This is a genomic window from Parabacteroides sp. AF39-10AC, from assembly GCF_003635405.1.
Lineage (GTDB): Bacteria > Bacteroidota > Bacteroidia > Bacteroidales > Tannerellaceae > Parabacteroides > Parabacteroides distasonis.
This window is the reverse complement of the sequence record NZ_QTLP01000016.1, coordinates 104,055-123,939: the sequence shown is the minus strand read 5'-3', so window position 1 is coordinate 123,939 and position 19,885 is coordinate 104,055. Positions and strand designations below refer to the sequence as shown.

General features: G+C 45.1%; 12 protein-coding genes. 7 read left to right on the top strand and 5 right to left on the bottom strand.

Translation table 11 applies throughout. From position 1 onward, the window contains the following. Nucleotides 1-110, bottom strand: a 110-nt coding sequence (locus DW033_RS15390) for a glycosyltransferase family 2 protein (protein ID WP_135960001.1), incomplete at its 3' end; no start/stop codon positions are given. A gap of 134 nt (nucleotides 111-244) precedes the next feature. Then, complete coding sequence (locus tag DW033_RS15385) at nucleotides 245-2,014, bottom strand: tetratricopeptide repeat protein (protein WP_121960721.1); 1,770 nt, start codon at nucleotides 2,012-2,014, stop codon at nucleotides 245-247. A 560-nt stretch (nucleotides 2,015-2,574) separates the two neighbouring features. Here DW033_RS15385 and DW033_RS15380 point away from each other — a divergent pair. After that, a complete protein-coding gene (locus tag DW033_RS15380; RefSeq protein WP_122382895.1) occupies nucleotides 2,575-3,951 on the top strand; it encodes an MATE family efflux transporter in 1,377 nt (458 codons plus the stop codon). A 45-nt stretch (nucleotides 3,952-3,996) separates the two neighbouring features. Here DW033_RS15380 and DW033_RS15375 read toward each other — a convergent pair whose 3' ends face one another. Both DW033_RS15375 and DW033_RS15370 read right to left on the bottom strand, forming a co-directional pair. Then, nucleotides 3,997-5,664 carry a RagB/SusD family nutrient uptake outer membrane protein gene (locus tag DW033_RS15375; RefSeq protein ID WP_036616454.1) on the bottom strand — a complete coding sequence of 556 codons (1,668 nt, stop codon included), beginning with the start codon at nucleotides 5,662-5,664 and terminating at the stop codon, nucleotides 3,997-3,999. 16 nt (nucleotides 5,665-5,680) lie between these two features. After that, nucleotides 5,681-8,695, bottom strand: a complete 3,015-nt coding sequence (locus DW033_RS15370; protein WP_005863703.1) for a TonB-dependent receptor — start codon at nucleotides 8,693-8,695, stop codon at nucleotides 5,681-5,683. 214 nt (nucleotides 8,696-8,909) lie between these two features. Between DW033_RS15370 and DW033_RS15365 the strand changes: the two genes are divergently transcribed. The 5 genes from DW033_RS15365 to nadB all read left to right on the top strand — a co-directional run bounded on the left by DW033_RS15365 (nucleotide 8,910) and on the right by nadB (nucleotide 17,221). Further along, nucleotides 8,910-9,521: an RNA polymerase sigma-70 factor gene (locus DW033_RS15365; protein WP_008778949.1), complete on the top strand. Its 612-nt coding sequence runs from the start codon at nucleotides 8,910-8,912 to the stop codon at nucleotides 9,519-9,521. A 23-nt stretch (nucleotides 9,522-9,544) separates the two neighbouring features. Further along, nucleotides 9,545-10,546 (top strand): FecR family protein, encoded by a 1,002-nt coding sequence (locus DW033_RS15360; protein WP_008778948.1) that lies wholly within the window; start codon nucleotides 9,545-9,547, stop codon nucleotides 10,544-10,546. After that, nucleotides 10,543-12,291, top strand: coding sequence for a RagB/SusD family nutrient uptake outer membrane protein (locus tag DW033_RS15355; protein WP_048926956.1), 1,749 nt, complete (start codon nucleotides 10,543-10,545; stop codon nucleotides 12,289-12,291). Before DW033_RS15360 ends, DW033_RS15355 begins: the two co-directional genes overlap by 4 nt. A gap of 16 nt (nucleotides 12,292-12,307) precedes the next feature. After that, complete coding sequence (locus DW033_RS15350) at nucleotides 12,308-15,496, top strand: SusC/RagA family TonB-linked outer membrane protein (RefSeq protein ID WP_229103475.1); 3,189 nt, start codon at nucleotides 12,308-12,310, stop codon at nucleotides 15,494-15,496. Nucleotides 15,497-15,649: 153 nt separating this feature from the next. Next, a complete protein-coding gene (gene nadB / locus DW033_RS15345) occupies nucleotides 15,650-17,221 on the top strand; it encodes an L-aspartate oxidase (protein WP_008778946.1) in 1,572 nt (523 codons plus the stop codon). A 75-nt stretch (nucleotides 17,222-17,296) separates the two neighbouring features. Here the strand turns inward: nadB and rbr are convergent, their stop codons facing one another. Continuing rightward, nucleotides 17,297-17,875, bottom strand: a complete 579-nt coding sequence (gene rbr / locus DW033_RS15340) for a rubrerythrin (protein ID WP_008777696.1) — start codon at nucleotides 17,873-17,875, stop codon at nucleotides 17,297-17,299. 289 nt (nucleotides 17,876-18,164) lie between these two features. Here rbr and DW033_RS15335 point away from each other — a divergent pair, with 289 nt between their 5' ends. Further along, the gene (locus DW033_RS15335) at nucleotides 18,165-19,844 is read left to right on the top strand and encodes a SulP family inorganic anion transporter (RefSeq protein WP_005860327.1); all 1,680 of its coding nucleotides are present in this window, start codon (nucleotides 18,165-18,167) and stop codon (nucleotides 19,842-19,844) included. The last annotated feature ends 41 nt before the right edge of the window (nucleotides 19,845-19,885 follow it).

Below are 19,885 nucleotides of genomic sequence, written 5' to 3'. Positions count from 1 at the left end.
ACCACGATAACCTCAAAATGGACATAGGTTTGCTTGCAAAGGCTTGATAACAGATCATCAAGCTCATCCGGCCTGTTATAAACAGGAATAATAATGGAGTATAAACGCATATCTTTTGTATAAAAGTCTAGCACAAATGTAGACTCATTTTCATACATAGTCAAGGAACACACATGGACAAATCAAGACCAGATAACACTGATAATCAATAAATTAAAAACACGCATATGGACATCCCCTGTTTTTAGTACTCTTTGAGATATTGATCTAGTAAGAAACTTACGTCGGAAGGTATTTGTTTGCTTTTTTTGATACGCTGTTTGATACGCTGTTTCTGTTTGGATACAGACTCGGGGAGAGAGTTCGCAAAAACAGCTATTTGGGAAGAACTGAACCCCATCTTGATTAAGCAGCAATATCGCTTATCTAATTCGGAGAAATCAGGGAAATCTTTCTCTAACCGTGTATAGAACTGATGGTATTGCAAGTTTGTCCAGTTTATGATTAATGACCAATCTGCATCCTTCAGATATTTAGGATGCTCTTTTAGGTCTTTCAATTTATCGAAATAAGGTAATTGCTCATCTAGTTTCTTATATGAGGATTTCAGTAGCTCTTCATATTTCTCTATCTCTTTATGGGACTCCGCATTTTGATCCAATAAACTTTTATTCTCTGAAACAATCTCGTCGATTTCCTGCTGTTTATTATTTAACGTGGCGATCAATTGCTCATTTTCTTTTATACGATTCTCATTCTCTCTTATCGATTCCTTGTAAATTCGTATTTGCTCTCTAGCATGCGCTAAAGATTTTTCCTTCCGCAATACACGATATTGATAGACTATTATAAGAATCAACAGAACCGCAGTGACAAACAAGCCGATTATCTCTTGATTCGTTTTTTCTAGTTTTAGCTGGTTATTTATGTTCAACAATCTCTCATGATCATACCGAGCCTGAATTTCAGCCAATTCTCCAGCATGATTTATTACCTGTAGCGAATCTGAGTAAATAAGATATTGGTTATTATATTCTATGGCCTCCTTGTAAAGTTTTTGTTCTACACATATATAATATAACACTTCATAGGCTTCACTTAGCGTATACAAATTGTCCGTTTCTAAAGATTTCTGAAAGTAGACCTTTGCTGAGTCTAGTTGCCCCAAACTCCAAAAAGCACTACCTATCTTGTAATATATTTGAGGAAGCTTATGTAAGGAAGATACTTGTAAACATAAGTCAAGCTCTTTTCTAGTGTAATGTAAAGCTTTTTCTCCTTGACTTAACTCATTATAAACAACGCCTAGCTCTCCCATAGCCATAGCTTCAAGTTCTAAATTTCCTAATCTTTTAGCATTTTCCAATGATTTACCAAAATAGAATAAGGCACTATCCATCTCATTTATATGCACATAAGTTCTTCCCAGCTCCGATAGAGCATAAGATATCCGTTCTCCATTTCCTGATCGTAATGCGTATTGATAAGCATCCTTTAATTGTACCAACGATTCTTCATAAAGATCTTGATAACGATACGTATTTCCTAATGATTGGCAGATCAGATAAGTAAAAAGCGGCTCATCCAACCTTGTCATTATATCTTTAGACTTTAAAAAGAGAGGTATCGCTTCCGTTAACTTTTTCTGATCCTCCAATAATTGTCCCTTATAATAATACGCTTGCGCCATCCTTTTCAAGTCATCCTCTTTCTCGAAATAATCCATCGCATCTTGAACCAACTTATCCGAGGAAGGGATATTCAACGAATCCGGAAGGCGTTTACCATATACCTTATCCCGGGCTTGTGCCAACAATAGCGCCCAAGTAGCATAGTTCTTTCCGCTAGAGAGTGATGATTGAGGCATAGAACGTAATATAGATAATGCGCTATCCGGATGCTCCCACATCACAGATTCCGCACGAGATAATTCCGCAGGTAATGGTTTTTCTTGGCGCATACAAGAAAAAAGGGTAGCGAAAAGTAGCAAAGTCAGTCCTAGTGTTCTCTTCATTTAGATTACAGTTTACAACTTAAACGCAAGTTATAAAATTTATTTTATAAATACCACTAAAATATTTGTTTTTCAATAGTGATTTTGAGATACGATCAGCCAGCAAGGAGACGCGGCACACTACGTATCTACTAGTTGTATTATGTATTTAAAATATTAGCATATAAGCATTTGCAGTTTTTATGGTAAAAAACAAAAGTTTATCAAGCAGAAAACTTTTGTTTCCCTATATAGAAACTAAAGTTTCTTCAGCACGAAACTTTTGTTTTCCCTAATAGAAACTACTTTTACATATATAGGCACTACGACACACGAACCTAAACGATAATTTGGTTTCTTGCGTTTTCTATCAAAACATGGTAGATAAAGAATGATAATTGTAGATATTTTCTATCTACAACCACTATATAAGATGTTTATTTATAAGGCATATAAGAAGGAATTGTAGATGTGGTAGATATTAAGTGTTTTTTATTAACTGGTAATTTATGGAACTCGATTATATAATCCAACAAGTTCTTGTAACTTTGCAGCCATTTTAATTGAAATCCCGATTGAATATGAAGAACAAATACGAGGCTAGGCTAGGTACGGAACGTATGCTACCGCTGGTTTTCAAAATGGCGCTTCCGGCGGTAGCGGCCCAATTTGTCAACCTACTTTACAATATCGTAGATCGTATCTATATCGGGCATATTCCCGAGATCGGGACAAACGCTTTGGCTGGTATAGGGGTGACCACCTCCATCGTGATCTTGATCTCTTCTTTCTCCGCTATCGTGGGAGCGGGAGGTTCGCCGTTAGCGGCTATCGCTCTCGGGCAGGGCGACCGGGAACGGGCCGGAAAAATAGTGGGAAATGGATTTATATTGCTTATCCTATTTACTATATTCACTTCCCTCATCACCTATACCTTCATGGAACCGATCCTGCTTTTTACAGGAGCATCAAAATATACGTTAGGATATGCGGTGGATTATCTCTCTATTTATTTACTGGGCACTCTGTTTGTCGAGATATCCACGGGCTTGAATGCCTTTATCAACGCACAAGGGCGTCCGTCTATCGCTATGTGCTCGGTTTTGATCGGGGCTTTATTGAATATCGTATTAGACCCTATCTTCATTTTCTGGTTGGATATGGGGGTAAAAGGCGCCGCGCTCGCCACGATCCTATCGCAAGCTTGCAGTGCCATATGGGTATTGAGCTTCCTTTTCTCAAGACGTGCCTCCTTGCCTTTGGAAAGGCGGTATATGAGACTGGACCGAAGAATCGTACTCTCGATGTTCGCTTTGGGAATTTCTCCGTTCATCATGGCCAGCACGGAGAGTCTGGTGGGTTTCGTCTTGAATAGTAGTTTGAAAAATTTTGGCGATATCTATGTGAGCGCATTGGCTATCTTACAGAGTGCCATGCAATTCGCCAGCGTACCGCTGACCGGTTTCGCCCAAGGATTCGTACCGATCATAAGCTATAATTACGGACATGGAGACAAACAGCGGGTGAAAGATTGTTTTCGTATCGTGCTAATCGTTATGTTCTCTTTCAACTTGATACTCATGCTATTCATGATCTTATTCCCCTCAACCGTAGCCTCCGCTTTTACAAGCGACAAGGAGTTGATCGATACCGTCCGTTGGGTCATGCCCATCTTCTTGGCGGGTATGACGATTTTTGGCTTACAACGAGCTTGCCAGAATATGTTCGTAGCGTTGGGACAAGCTAAGATATCTATCTTTATCGCCTTGCTTCGTAAAATAATCCTCTTGATTCCTTTGGCATTACTATTACCTAATTTTATGGGGGTAACCGGCGTATACGCGGCAGAAGCCGTATCGGATGCCACGGCCGCTATTTGCTGTACGTTGTTATTTATATGGAAATTCCCGAAGATACTAGGGAAAATCAAGCAAAAAGAAGAAAGGGCTGCCCAATAACGGACAGCCCCCTTAATAAAGCATTTATGACTAAAATGAATCGTATCAATATCCCGGATTCTGTGTCAAGTTAGGATTCAGGCTAAGGATATCGGCATAGATGGAGAATACCGTTGTATATCCCGTCTTATCCTCTTGATAATCCAGTGAGCTGGCGGAATGTTTCACGCCTACATAGCGGTCTACCGTAGCCTCGGTAAACTTACCGAAACGGATCAAATCCTGCCGGCGTACGCCTTCCCACGCTAATTCAAGCATACGCTCGTCTAATAGCGTATCCAGCGTTACGTTTTGTAGCGGTTTGGCGCCTACACGGTTACGAACTTGGTTCACCTCATCGTCTCCATTCTGTCCCAGACGAATCTTGGCTTCCGCCTTCATCAGCAACGCGTCGGCGAAACGGAAGATCACGCAGTCATTTCCATGCAAGTTTCCACCATCCTGAGCATTCTGGTCGAACTCATATTTAGCCATACGAGCTCCGGCGGTCTTCACCAACAAACCATCGGAGGCATCCATATATACCTTCGGGGCGTTCGGCTCATATTTCAAAGGCACTTTCTGTCCGTCCCATTCCGTATAGATCGTCTTTCCGTCCGGGCCGGTCACCTCGCCCGTAAAATAAGTAAGCTTACAACGAGGATCCTCATCCGCCGTACCGAACTTAAACACGTTCATCGCCTTCACCGTAGCGCAAGAGCCATTCCATCCGGATTGGCCGTAAGCGGTTGCATGATCATAATGGCGGGTACGTACCAAATTGTAGTCCTTAGCGTCCGGATAAGCGACCGGGTCCATAGGAACCGTGAAAATATTCTCAACCGAGGTCTCGTTCGCTACGGCAAAATTCTCCGAGAAGTTTCCCTGCAATTTATAGCCCAAAGCCTCCAGCTTATCCACATAAGCGATCGTAGCTTCCCAAGCGTTCATCTCTTTACCGTCAACGGTAAACTTGATGTTCTTTCCAGCCGGACGATTGCCGTCCGTCCAATTGTCGTCCGCATAAACCTCCGCGTTCAACGCCAACTTAGCCAAGATCATATAAGCCACCGGCTTGGTAATACGTCCGTAATACTCACCTTTTTGGTTACTGCGGTTATCTGAAAGATAAGGCAACGCCTCCTCCAACTCCGAACGGACAAAGTTAAATACAACGCTACGCTCAGATTGCTTTACCTCAGACATCGGTGTCGTAGAGGAAGTTACCAACGGAACACGAGCGAACAAATCCAACAACTCATAATAGAAAAACGCACGGACCGCACGGACCTCTTCCAGATAAACCTTGAAATATTCCACGTCCGGTTGTTCCTCGGCAAAGGCTTGCAACTTATCAACACTCTGGTTGCATTTTCCGATCTGCTCATACAAGAAATCCCAAGAGTTCTTGGTCAAATCATTCATCGTGCCCCAACGGTGTAAGAAAATATTCTGCCATAAACCGCCATCTTCCCAGTCGCCAATACGGCAAGGAAGCATAGCCTCATCGCTGGAGAAGGTATTCAAGTCATATACATGACGGTCGTTACCCATGATCTTAAACATATTATTGTACAAGCTCGCAACCGTGTTTACATAGACCAACGTAGGGCTTTGGAACGCGGTCTCCTCATCAAACGCGTCTGTAGGACGCTCTTCCAAAAAATTAGAACAGGAAGAAAATGCCGCGGCGGCAGCGGCTATCATAAAGCTATATATAAATTTCTTTTTCATGACTCTTTAAATGGATTTAGAAGTTAACACTCAAACCTAATGAATACGTACGGGATAACGGATAGAAACGTTTGTTATCCATACCTAGGTCATTATTATCTTTATCGACCGTCGTACTGTTAATCATCGGAGACAAACCGGAGTAACCCGTGATCGTAGCTACGTTGTTCACCGAGAATGTCACACGGATATTCTTCACGTATTTCTCGATCTTCTTGCAATCGATGTTGTAACCCAACGTAATATAATCGATATTCAAATAATTACCCTTTTCCAACCAATAATCAGAGATCGACTGATCGTAGATCTTGCTTTCCGGAGCCTTAGCCAATGCGTTGTATGTAGGGAACTGGCTCAAGTTCATATAAGCTAGCGATGTACCGTTGAAGATCTTATGACCGAAAGCGCCGTTCATCTGCGTCATCAAGTCAAAGCGTTTGTAGCGGAAGCTGAAGTTCATTCCCAGATAATATTTCGGCATGGCTTGGCCGGCGATATAACGGTCGCCACCATCATTGGTATCCAAACCCTCTTTTCCATCGATCGTCTGATCCAAGTTGTAGATATAGCGGCCTTCGATAGCGTTTCCATTCTCATCCAAAGCCGGAGTCAAGCCCAAGCAACGAGGAATGTAGAACACTCCGACAGGCTGGCCTACCATCTGATAAACCACACGGTTGTTTCCTACGAAACCGGCACCACTCATACTGGACAGATCCATATATTGTTTCGCCTGCAACTCTTGTCCCATATAAGAACCGCTCAAGGAGTTCAATTTATTCTTCTGGTAAGAGAAATTCACGCCCATGTTGAAATCGAAATCCTTTGTCTTCACGATACCACCGCTTACAGCCAATTCCACGCCGGAGTTGGTCATCTCTCCCAAGTTCGCCAATAATTCCGGATATACGAACGGAGGAACCGGAACCGCGTATTTATACAACAGATCCGTAGTCTTGGAAGTATACCAATCGGCAGTCAACGTAAAGCGGCCATCGAGGATACCAGCGTCCACACCCACATCGAATGTCTTTTTCACCTCCCAACGCAAGTCCGGGTTCGAGTTACGTGTAAAGCCATAGGTAGCGGTAGAATTTCCATTGACGGAAGTCACACCGTTCGGGCTCATCAAAGCCAACGAGTTATAAGCCTCGATAGCATCTTGGTTACCGGTCAGACCATAACCCGCACGTAGTTTCAACTGGCTCAGCCAATCCACGTCTTTCAAGAAAGCCTCCTCATTCAACACCCAAGCGGCGGAAGCGGAAGGGAAGAAGCCCCATTTATTATTCATACCCAATTTAGAGGAACCGTCCGCACGTAAGTTCACGGTGGCGATAAAACGGTTGTCATACATATAATTGAAACGACCCATGAATGAGGCCAGACGATTCTCGTTTTGGAAAGAAGTCACGTCTCCGTATTTCACCGTACCACCCGCTTTCAGGTTGTTATAACCGAAGTAATCCGTCTCAAAGCCACGGGCACCGGCGCTAAATCCCGTATAATGATATTTTTGTCCCTCTACCAAGGCCAAAGCGTCGATATGATGTTTCTCATTCAAATCCTTATTATAGGATAACTGGATATTACCCATCAAGATATTCTGCTTATTATCCGCACGGTAACCATGAGCGTCGGAAGTTTGCGTAATCGCCTTCAAATCTTTCGGGATATACTTCATGTTCTCCTTCACGTTATACGTATAAGAGCCGAATGCGCTCAGTTTCAACCCGTCCAGAATCGTCCAAGTCAATTTACCGTGTACGTTCACGTAAGCGTTCTTCTCACGATCCTGTATCTCAAGGCGTCCCAGCGGGTTCTGAATCTCGTTCGCGTAGGGATCCTCATCCCATTTGCCATCCTCATTCTTATGCGTAGGGAAGGTCGGGTTGTAAGTGGCGGCCGAATAGAAAGTCTTCTCATAATCGTTCGTATAATCCACTTGTTTCAAGGAACCGAACATACCGAACTCGATTTTCAACTTATTGTTGAACATATTCTGTGAAGCGTCCAGTTTAGCCGTATAATTCTTCATACCGCTATTCTTGATAATACCCTGTTGATCGATCACGCCTACAGAAGCACGATAATTCGAATCGTCGTTACCCGCGCCGAAAGAGATGTTATGGTTCTGCGTATAACCCAATTGCTCGATCTCGTCGAAGAAATTCGTATTACCTCCCATATCCAGCGGAGTCATGCCTAACGCCTTCGCCGTAGAGCGGAACTCATCGGCGGATAACATCTTCAAGTTCTTATAAACGTTACTGATACCGAAGTTGCCGTTATAACTCAACGTCTTCATACCGTTCTTACCTTTCACCGTAGTCACTACGATTACACCAGCGGCACCACGTGAGCCGTACTGAGCGGTCTCGGAAGCGTCCTTCAAGATCGTGAACGTCTCGATATCGGCGGGAGCGATCGCGTCCAACATGCTCAAATCACCGAATACGCCATCGATAATCACCAAGGGATCATTACCACCGGACAAAGAGGTCGTACCACGTACACGGATAGAAGGCTTAGAGGCAGGGTCGCCACCCGTCTTGGAGATTACCACACCGGCAACCTTACCTTTCAAGGATTCCAACGGCGTATTCACCACACCTTGGTTCATATCCTCTTTCTTGATACGCTCTACCGCACCGGAGATCGTACGCTTGCTACCGGTAGCGTAACCTACTACTACCACCTCGTCCAACGCCTCTACATCCTCGTCCAGAATGATATTCAGGTTCTGCTGTCCATTTACCGGGATCTCTTGTGATTTATAACCGATATAAGAGATGGTCAGAGTCCCGTCTTTCGGAGCTGCCAACGTGAAATTTCCGTCCATATCGGAAATCGTACCATTCGTTGTTCCTTTCACAAGGACACTAGCTCCAATAATCGGATCGCCGAATTTAGAGTCTTTCACTACACCTTTTACGGTAATGTCTTGAGCATAACTGCTAAAGGAAAGAAAAAGTCCCAAAAGAAGTAGGAACAAACCTCTTTCCCGCAAAGAGAAGAAATGCTTTTTCATGCTTTACAATTTAAGATTACTAAATTAATTTTATTTATTTCGTTTGCTTGATAAAACAACCAAGAGGGGGAATCCCCCCCCTTCTCGGACATAAAATAATCTTACAGGAATAAAGGGCGGGTAAAAGCGGGCCTAGTTGTTATATAATAAATTGATTTGATCATAAAATAGAATACTTTTGTTACATTTGCCTCAATCTTTTATCTAAAGTGGTATGTGTGAGCAATTGTATCTAACAGATGATCGTCTTCTTTTCGATAAGATCAGAGGGGGCAACGCAAAGGCGTTCGAATACGCTTTTCGCAAGTTCTCTCCCCGTTTAGAGGCATTTGCCCAGAAATACACCAACGATACAAACGAGGCGGAGGATATCGTACAGGATGTATTCTTGAAATTATGGGAAAGAAGGGAGTTGCTGGATAACATCTCGCTGGCCTCTTTTCTTTTCATGATGGTAAGGAATAGTTGTCTAAACTATTTAAAACACCGTCAGATAGCCGATTCGGTACAGCAACGGATACCGGATACCGAGACTGCCGAGCGATTATACGCGGCGGACTTCGTACCCGACCCTTCCTCCTTGCTGATCCAAAAGGAACTGTCCGACTCGATCGATCAGATTATGGAGGAGCTACCGCCCAAATGCAAGGAAGCGTTCGTTCTCAGCCGTCTGAACGGCTTGAAAAACCGGGAGATAGCGGAACATATGGCTATTACGGAGAAAGTGGTGGAGAAACACATTACCCGTGCCTTGAAACGATTCCGGGATGGATTAAGGCGTTATGCCTTATTACTGGGAACGCTCCTTAGTCTTTGGAAATGGTAATACAGATTTAGTAAAACAGGAAAATGGAGAATAAACGATTCGAACATATAATTACACGGTATCTGAAAGGCAAGGCGACCCCGGAGGAAGAAGCGGAGTTGCTTCAAGCCATCCATGCCTCAAAGGAATGGGAGGCCGCTTTCCGGAAGCGAACCGCCGAATGGAATCCTTTGGAAGAGACTGAAGCCGATCCGGAAACGGACCGGAAATGGAATCGGATCGCTTCGATCATCACGCCCTCGGAATCTCAATCGCAAACCGAAGAGGCACCGGTTATTTCCTTGGTCTCAACTTCTTCCCGAAGAATATGGTTCTCGATAGCAGCGGTGGTCTTACTATTGCTTGTATCCGGAGTTACCGTCTATTTCTTGAATCAAGGCGGAAAAGCGGGAACAGGAAATGCCGAATGGCAAACGATTATAGCTGAGCAAGAGGATCGTTCGATCCTTTTACCCGATGGTAGTTCCGTTTATTTGAGAGAGAATTCCGAGCTAAGCTATCCGGAGGTATTCGCCTCTTCCGTACGAGAAGTGAAAATCAGAGGAGAAGCCTTCTTTGAGGTTACTCCCAATAGCGAGCAGCCTTTTATAGTTGATGCTTCCGGCTTATCGGTCAAGGTACTGGGAACCTCTTTCAGCGTACAGACCTCCGATCAAGGAAACGAGATCTCCGTGATCTTGGTAGAAGGAAAGGTGAGCCTGAATAATGCGCATGAGAAAGAATTGGTACAGTTGCATCCGAACCAAAAAGCCGATTATTTCGTGAATGACGAACATTATACGGTAACGGAAGTTGATAGTGAACGGCTTACCTCGTGGAGAAAAGGGATCATCTTTTATGATAACGCTTCCTTAGATGAAATCGTACGCTTGATCGAACAAACCTATAAGGTCTCACTCATGTACACACGTCCGGAAAACGATGATCAACGTTTCTCCGGCGCTTTTCTAAAGACACAAAAATTAGAAACCGTATTACAACAAACCAATAAACTCACGGGTACGAACTTGATTCTTATTCAATGAAGAGATACGCGCCACTGCTGTTAACCTTTCTTTTTCTCCCGCTGCTCTTCTCCTGCTTCGATCTGGAAGAAGACCTATACGACCAGCTGGAGAAAGAGGATTATTATACGGATTATGAATCCTTAATGGCCTCCGTACTCCGTCCTTATGAGCATGCGAAATGGGCGGAGACTAATTTCTCTTTCTGGCTGCAAGAGTTATCGGCGGATCAGCTCGTGATCACCCAAAAACGAGAGCATTGGGAAGACGGGGGCGTATGGCGTATGATCCACCAACATACATGGGACACGTACGAGAAAAACAGTGAGCAAATGTGGAACGCTTGCTACGGAGGTATCGGATATTGTAATAATACATTGGCGGATATCCAAGAGTTATCATATGATAACTTCGGACTCTGCGAGTCCGACAAGCGGCAGCATATCGCCGAGCTTACCGCTTTACGGGCTTATTTCCAACTTTTACTTCTGGATGCGTTCCGCATCCCCGCGATCTCCCTCACGACAGAGGAAGAGGTCGGTTCGGCTACCCCACAAGAAAATTTCCACTTTATAGAAGAGAGCTTATTAAACGCCATCCCCGATTTACCCAAAGCACCCTCTAAGAATTACGAGGGACGTATCACCCAAGGAGCGGCGGCCGTATTATTGATGAGGCTCTATTTTAACGCGTCTTGGTATATCAATATACCGATGTGGGAACAGACCGGAGCGCTTTGCGAACGGATTATCAACGGAGAGTTCGGCACTTACTCTCTCACCTCGGAATGGACTGATTTATGGAACGCAGGCAATCAAGATTGTCCGGAACTAATCCGGTCTTATCCCCAGTCCCGGCAAGTAGGGTATGATGATTTTTACTATCTGTTTTTTATGCACTACCAAGCGCCCGAACGATTCGGCTGTGGCAAGGATTTGCCGGCGGCCTATAATGGTTGTCACCTCAGTCCCTCTTACGATCCATCCGGCAAGCCCTACCCTTATACGTTAGGACGCACGTTTTCCAAATTTCCTGATACGGATCTCCGGAAGAAGAACTTCAAGGTACTCTCACAAGGCATTTACGAGGGATTATTCCTCTTCGGACCCCAACAGATATACAATAGCGACCAGCTTCAGTATGGCGCCGAGGAATGGGGAAACTACCCCCTCATTTTCATAGATCAAGTAGCACGTTATTCCGACCATCTATCCGATACGGAAAAGAAAGCACTCACAGATAAACAATTATCTTCCGATACGCCGTGGATCATACGAGATAAAAGATTCACCTCCCTCGCATCCAATATCAAGACCGGCGAGGAGAATACAGGTATCCGTATCGTGAAATATCCGCTTTATCCATCCGGAGACGTGGGGCTGATGGCGAATAATCTGGTAGTGTTACGGCTGACAGAGGTTTATTATACGCTGGCGGAAGTTTCCTTTCGTCTGGGTAATCCAGCCAAGGCCGAGGCGATCTTGAACCAGATACGCAAACGATACTATGCGCCGGAAGACTGGGAACAAGTACGCTATCCGGAAGATGGCTCCGTCCTTACCGCACAGGAATTATTGGATGAATGGGGACGTGAATTTCTAGCGGAGAAACGAAGACGTACCGATTTAAACCGGTTCGGCCTATTCACGACCGGTATCTGGTGGGATAAGCAACCCTCCGATAGTTATCGCCGGTTCTATCCGATACCTGCCCGGGCGATATCGGCCAATCCCTTATTGAAACGCTCGGAAGGATATATCTATTAACCGTTTAATTCACCCTATGCAAATCAAGATATACATATCATTCTTAATAACGGCTCTGTTCCTTTGCGTCCCGCATACACGGGCCCAAGAGATCGAGGTTCCCATCACCTTGAATGAACATGGGACTCAATTAAGGGATGTATTGCGGAAAATAGAGCAACAATCCCCTTATCTTTTCCTATACAACGAGACTCAGTTGGATATGAAACAGAAAATCAATGAGAAAATAACCTCGCCGGATATCCGTAAAATACTAGACCGGCTATGCGGACCGATCGGGATACGCTATGAGATCATGGACGTACAAATCTTGTTGATGCCTAAGATCGATACGGGGAAGCCCAAGCCCTATCCAGTCCCGGTTACGGGTTATATCACGGATGAGAAAGGGTCTCCCATGGAATTTGTCTCGGTAATCGACCTTCTTTCCGGTAAAGGAGGACTAACGAATGAGGAAGGGTATTTCCGCTTCTTTACGGATAAGGATTCGTGCCGGCTACAAATCTCCCATCTGGCCTATAAGCCGGAGCTAAGGACGGTGGGGCCCGATAACCGTCATTTACAGATCCAATTGATACCGGCCGTCTTTAATTTGGACGAGGTGGTAGCGATCGGCTACGGAACCTTGGCACGCAAGGAACTGACATCAGCCGTGGGTTATGTATCCTCGGAACGGTTCTTATCCGGGAAGGTCAACAATCCCATCCAAGGCATCAAAGGATTGATCGCCGGAATGAGTATCTCGGGATCTTCCTTGTCCGATATAAACTCGATACCGGATATACAGATACGGGGCGCCGGGTCTATTTTGGCCGGAAACAAGCCGCTAGTCGTGGTAGATGGGGTACCCGGAGTATCCTTGAATAGTTTATCACTAGCCGAAATCGCCTCCATATCGGTATTAAAAGACGGATCTTCCGCCGCCATTTACGGATCGAACGGGGCTAACGGAGTGATCTTGATAACGACCAAAAGCGGTAAAAGCTCGGATAAGTTGCAGGCCAATTACCAAACCTACCTAGCGGCCGCTCACGAATATAATAGACCTCGTGTCCTTTCGCCCGAAGCCTTTGTAGCAGCCGGGAGAGACGCTGATCTAGGGTACCATACGGATTGGCAAGCCGCTTTGATACGCTCCTGCCCCTTGGAACAAAATCATGATTTATCCATTCAAAACGGATGGAAAAGCGGGGCGTTCCGTATCTCCATGAATTACAGGGACGGACAAGGGCTAGACATTGTATCCTCCCGCCGGGAATACGCCTTACGTACCCATATCAGCCAAAACCTCCTCTCCGGCTATCTGGAGCTAACCGTATCGCTCGCTTACAAAAAACAACATTTGCGCCTAGGTAACCATACAGCTTTCCAACAGGCGATGCTAGCCAATCCTACCGCCCCGATCTATACCGATGAGGAGGAGACGGAGTATCTCTATCCTTCCGGTTTCGAGCGGGATAATCCCGTAGCCTCACTAAAAGAGGAAAACCGGCAACAAGAGAACCAGTTTATGACCGGCTCGCTAACCGCACGGATCAACTGGAGCAAACCTTTTTACTCCACCATTATGCTCGCCGAGAACCGGGAAGAGAGTGAGGAAAATGTCTATTGGACCTCACGGGCCAAAGAATCCGTAGACAATAACCGGAAAGGGCGAGCGGATCGTACCTCTTCCAAATATGTAAACCGGACGCTAGACTGGACCAATCATTACGATAATACGTGGGACCAGCACATGGTCAAAGCGATGATAGGCTATTCATTCCAACGTTGGGATCATTCGGGAATGAACGCCGGAAATGCCGACTTTCCTACCGACTTCTTCACATGGAACAACATAGGCACCGGTTCTTACCTTACCGATGGAAAAGCAACCTTAAGCTCATTCAAGAATTCCAGCAAGTTGATTAGTGTCTTTGCCCGGTTTAATTATTCCTACCGGGACTTATTGATGCTTTCCGCTTCGTTTCGCAGGGAAGGTTCCAGTAAATTCGGGGCGAATCATAAATGGGGCAACTTCCCTGCCCTTTCGGGTGGTATACGCTTGAGCGAGTTACCCGCCTTCCAAACGGAATGGTTGGACGATCTTAAATTCAGAGTTGGTTACGGGGTATCGGGCCGCCATAATTTCTCCCCTTACCAATCGCTAGAGACGTACGCCGGAGCGGGTAAAGTCATGGTAGACGGTAAATGGATACAAGTATTCGGGCCTAGCAATAACCCTAATCCGGATTTACGCTGGGAAAAAAGTCTGCATACCAACATAGGCGCCGAGGCGATCTTACTTAACTCCCGCCTCATGCTCTCCTTGAATCTATTCAAACGTACGACAAAAGATCTCCTGTTTGTCTACAACGCGATCAAGCCTCCCATGATCTATGATAATATCACGACAAACGTAGGCACTATCGACTCCAAAGGATTGGAATGGGAAATGAACTGGCTACCCGTGCGTACCAAGAACTTTCAATATTCGGCAAGCCTCACCGGTAGCCTATTGAGCAGTACGCTGAAAAGCCTTTCCAACAACCAGTTCAAGCTAGGCTATACCTATCTGTATGATCTTCCCACCCCCGGATTACCCGGCCCGGCTATCCGCTTGGAGGAGGGAAAGCCAATCGGCTCCTTTTTCGGTTGGCGCTATGCCGGAACCGACGCCGAGGGTAATATCTTGGTATGGAGCAAAGACGGGAGAAAGATCCCGACCACGGAACGAACCGAGGAAGACAAGAATTTTATCGGCAACGGCGTACCGAAAGTGCAGCTCTCTTTCAGCCATACGTTTACTTGGAAGAATTTTGATTTACGATTGTTTTTCACCTCTTGGCTGGGGTACGACCTGTTGAATCTGAAACAAATGTACTACGGGCTACAAAACGTACCGGTTACCAATCTTTTAGAAGACGCTTATACCCGTAACGACGCCATCAAGGGAGACAAGATCTATTGCGATTATTTTCTTGAGAACGGTAATTTCCTGAAATTAGAAGAATTGACCTTGGGATATAAAATTCCTCTCCCAGACAATAAATGGATTCAATCGTTACGCTGCTATTTCTCGGTAAATAATGTATTTACACTTACCGGATATACCGGAGGCGATCCCGCTAATATCAACGTGAATGGCGTAGAACCCGGTATCGAGACCACTTCCATCTATCCTGTAGCCCGTACCTTCACGCTGGGATTATCCGTCCAATTCTAAAGACCTCCACTGCAAGCCGGGTTGCAGTAACACAACCCGCAAGGCTCTATCCGGGAAACCTGTAGTCAATATTTATTTTGTACGAAAAGCAAGCGCAAAAGGAACAACCTAATCAGTTAATCCCTAACTTTGTGAGCCTAAACAGTAGAAAACATGGTACAAAGATTCGATTACTTAGTGATAGGCTCAGGAATCGCCGGTATGAGTTTCGCTCTGAAAGTAGCCAATGAAGGCAAGAGCGTAGCACTTATCTGTAAAGCCGGACAAGAAGAAGCCAACACATATTTCGCGCAAGGAGGTATCGCTTCCGTAACCAACTTGAAAGTAGATAATTTCGAGAAGCACATAGAAGACACGATGATCGCCGGCGACTGGATCAGTGACCGGGCAGCCGTGGAGAAAGTCGTGCGCGAGGCCCCTGCCCAGATCGAGGCGCTTATCCGATGGGGAGTTAATTTCGATAAGAAAGAAAGCGGAGAATTCGATCTGCATAAAGAAGGAGGACACTCCGAGTTTCGTATCCTGCACCATGCCGACAATACGGGAGCCGAGATACAGACGAGCTTGATAGAAACGGTAAACAACCATCCCAACATCGCCGTATTCACGAACCATTATGCGGTAGAGATTATCACCCAGCACCATATGGGCATTATCGTCACCCGCCATACCCCCGGTATCAAATGTTTCGGTGCCTATGTATTGAACGAGGATACGGGCGAGGTACATACTTTCTTGTCAAAGATAACCGTTATGGCGACAGGCGGTTGCGAGGCCGTTTACCGGAATACGACAAACCCGCTGGTAGCTACCGGAGACGGTATCGCCATGGTTTACCGCGCGAAAGGCTCCGTAAAAGATATGGAGTTCATCCAGTTCCACCCGACCGCCTTGTATCATCCGGGCGACCGTCCCTCTTTCCTCATCACCGAGGCGATGCGCGGATATGGAGCTGTATTGAGAAACCTTGGCGGCGAGGAGTTCATGCATAAATATGATCCCCGTCTTTCCTTGGCTCCCCGTGATATCGTAGCCCGTGCGATCGATAGCGAGATGAAACAACGGGGTGAAGACCATGTCTATTTGGACGTGACGCACAAAGATCCGGAAGAGACGAAGAAACACTTCCCCAATATCTATAAGAAATGCCTCAGCTTAGGGATCGATATCACGAAAGATTACATCCCGGTAGCCCCTGCGGCCCATTATTTATGTGGAGGTATCAAGGTAGACCTAAACGGGCAATCCAGCATCCGTCGCCTATATGCGATCGGAGAATGCTCTTGTACCGGCCTGCACGGTGGTAACCGCTTAGCTTCAAACTCATTGATCGAGGCAGTTGTATATGCCGACGCCGCGGCGAAACACTCATTAAGCGTCATGGATCGCTATGAGTTTAACCAAGATGTACCGGAATGGAACGATGAGGGAACGATCACCAATGAAGAGCGTGTATTGATCACCCAAAGCATGAAAGAGGTAAACCAGATCATGGAAGCGTATGTAGGTATCGTTCGTAGTAACACACGTTTGATCCGTGCGTGGAACCGTCTGGATATTTTATATGAGGAGACAGAGAGCCTTTTCAAACGTTGTAAGGCATCCCGTGAATTATGTGAGTTGCGTAATATGATCAATGTAGGTTATTTGATCACTCGTCAAGCGATGGAACGGAAAGAGAGCCGGGGATTACATTATACGATTGATTATCCGCCGGTTAAATAATTGAAAATTGAGAATTGAAAATTGAGAATTAACATAGTTAGTAATTCTCAATTTTCAATTCTCAACTTTTAATTATCAATAGTTCTGTTTCATCGGTTCGAAATAAGCTTGCGGATGAGCGCATGCCGGACAGTTAACCGGAGCTTTCTTGCCCTCGAATACGAAACCACAGTTGCGACATTGCCACAAGATAGCCTCAGCTTTCTCAAATACCGTACCTGTTTCTACATTATTCAATAACTTACGGTAACGATTCTCATGCTCTGCCTCTACCTTAGCGATCATCTTGAAAGCTACAGCGATAGCGGGGAAACCTTCTTCCTCTGCGATCTTAGCGAACTCAGGATACAATTCAGCCCACTCCTCATTCTCACCAGCTGCCGCGGCGGCCAAGTTCTCAGCGGTTGTTCCGATTACGCCTGCAGGATAAGAAGCGGTAATCTCAACCATTCCACCTTCCAAGAATTTAAAGAAACGTTTAGCGTGTTCCTTCTCTTGCTCGGCTGTTTCCATGAAAACACCTGCGATTTGCTCGTAACCTTCTTTTTTAGCTACGCTAGCGAAAAATGTGTAACGACTTCTTGCCTGAGATTCTCCGGCGAATGATTTCAATAAATTCTGCTCGGTACGTGTACCTTTAATACTTTTTTCCATAATGCTAATTTTATGTAGTAAATTAATGAGTCTGTTTTTTATATCGTTTTTCTTATGACCGATCAAAAGTAAGAATTTGTTTCCAAACATCGATTACGCAAACATTAAATAATATCTATCTCTCAATAGATATCACTTATTTATCAAGGAAAAACTTCTCCTCCTTTATACAATGAAACAACAAATCCTCCTAAATTGTTTACACAAAACCGGAATGCGTCTTTAGATTTTTTGCATCTTCTTTATTTTATTAACTTTGCATCCTCAAATCAAACAGGCAAGAAGAAAAATGAAGAACAAATTTGATTTTCAGCCCAAACTCTTTACGGCGCTGAGAAATTATTCCAAAGAGAGGTTCATGACGGATCTCATGGCGGGTATAATTGTCGGCATAGTTGCCCTACCACTCGCCATCGCTTTTGGTATCGCCTCCGGGGTAAGTCCGGAGAAAGGGTTGATCACGGCTATTATCGGTGGATTCATCGTCTCCCTTTTAGGAGGCTGCAACGTACAGATCGGCGGACCTACCGGAGCGTTTATCGTGATCGTTTATGGCATTATACAGAACTTCGGTATCGAAGGGCTTGCCATCGCTACCGTCATAGCGGGTATTATTCTGGTATTGATGGGCGTGTTGAAGCTCGGTACCGTGATTAAGTTTATCCCCTACCCGATTGTCGTAGGTTTCACGAGTGGTATCGCTATCACTATCTTCACGACACAAATGAAAGACTTATTTGGATTGACTATGGATAAAGTCCCCGCCGATTTCATCTCTAAATGGATCGCATATTTCGGGGCGTTCGATACGGTTAACCCTTGGGCATTCGTTATCGGTATCATTAGTATCCTGATCATTACGTTAAGCCCGAGGCTAACGAAGAAAATTCCGGGTTCCTTGATCGCTATCGTCATCATGACGATCGTTGTTTACATTATGCGTAATCATTTGGGTATTACAGGTATCGAGACGATTGGAGACCGGTTTACTATTAACGCTTCCTTGCCAGCCCCGGCTCCGATCACGTTTAATATGGAAACTATCAACTTATTGCTTCCCTCCGCCTTTACGATCGCTATCCTTGGGGCTATCGAGTCTTTATTATCCGCTACGGTAGCGGATGGTGTGACAGGCGACAAGCATAATTCGAATACGGAACTAATCGCCCAAGGCGCGGCGAATATCATCGTTCCTATTTTTGGCGGTATTCCCGTGACCGGCGCCATCGCCCGCACAATGACCAATATAAATAATGGTGGACGAACCCCGGTTGCCGGTATTATTCACGCCATCGTATTATTATTGATTTTGCTTTTCCTCGGACCGCTTACCAAACACATTCCAATGGCTTGTCTGGCTGGCGTATTGATCATCGTATCCTATAATATGAGTGAGTGGCGTACGTTCCGTTCCTTGATGAAAAACCCGAAAAGCGACGTATCCGTCTTGTTGGTGACTTTCTTCCTGACGGTTATCTTTGATCTTACGATCGCTATCGAGATCGGTCTTTTGATCGCCATGTTATTCTTTATGCGCCGTGTGGCCGAGACCACGCATGTATCCGTCACCACGGATGAGATCGATCTTTCCGACGAGGGCGAGATTCATCATGACGAGGAAGTCCTCTCCCTGCCTAAAGGTGTAGAGGTATACGAGATCGATGGTCCGTTCTTTTTCGGCGTAGCGAATAAGTTCGACGGCATCATGAAAAGTATGGGAGATAAACCGAAAGTCCGCATCATCCGTATGCGTAAGGTTTCGTTCATAGATTCTACCGGTCTGCATAACTTGGAAAGTCTTTTCCGTCTTTCCGAGGCAGAGCATATCCATATGATACTTTCCGGGGTCAATGAACATGTACACCGTGTATTGACAAAATCCGGATTCGATAAGAAGATTGGCGCAGAAAATATTTGCAGTAATATCAATGAGGCGGTAGAGAAAGCGAAAGCTGCCGTACAAGACTAAGATACTATCAGACAGTGGGAGACGCAGCATGCTGCGTCTCT

Excerpts from the sequence above, each read along its gene's own strand:
- DW033_RS15385 (WP_121960721.1), bottom strand. The coding sequence starts at position 2,014 with ATGAAGAGAACACTAGGACTGACTTTGCTACTTTTCGCTACCCTTTTT.
- DW033_RS15380 (WP_122382895.1), top strand. The coding sequence starts at position 2,575 with ATGAAGAACAAATACGAGGCTAGGCTAGGTACGGAACGTATGCTACCG.
- DW033_RS15375 (WP_036616454.1), bottom strand. The coding sequence starts at position 5,664 with ATGAAAAAGAAATTTATATATAGCTTTATGATAGCCGCTGCCGCCGCG.
- DW033_RS15370 (WP_005863703.1), bottom strand. The coding sequence starts at position 8,695 with ATGAAAAAGCATTTCTTCTCTTTGCGGGAAAGAGGTTTGTTCCTACTT.
- DW033_RS15365 (WP_008778949.1), top strand. The coding sequence starts at position 8,910 with ATGTGTGAGCAATTGTATCTAACAGATGATCGTCTTCTTTTCGATAAG.
- DW033_RS15360 (WP_008778948.1), top strand. The coding sequence starts at position 9,545 with ATGGAGAATAAACGATTCGAACATATAATTACACGGTATCTGAAAGGC.
- DW033_RS15355 (WP_048926956.1), top strand. The coding sequence starts at position 10,543 with ATGAAGAGATACGCGCCACTGCTGTTAACCTTTCTTTTTCTCCCGCTG.
- DW033_RS15350 (WP_229103475.1), top strand. The coding sequence starts at position 12,308 with ATGCAAATCAAGATATACATATCATTCTTAATAACGGCTCTGTTCCTT.
- nadB (WP_008778946.1), top strand. The coding sequence starts at position 15,650 with ATGGTACAAAGATTCGATTACTTAGTGATAGGCTCAGGAATCGCCGGT.
- rbr (WP_008777696.1), bottom strand. The coding sequence starts at position 17,875 with ATGGAAAAAAGTATTAAAGGTACACGTACCGAGCAGAATTTATTGAAA.
- DW033_RS15335 (WP_005860327.1), top strand. The coding sequence starts at position 18,165 with ATGAAGAACAAATTTGATTTTCAGCCCAAACTCTTTACGGCGCTGAGA.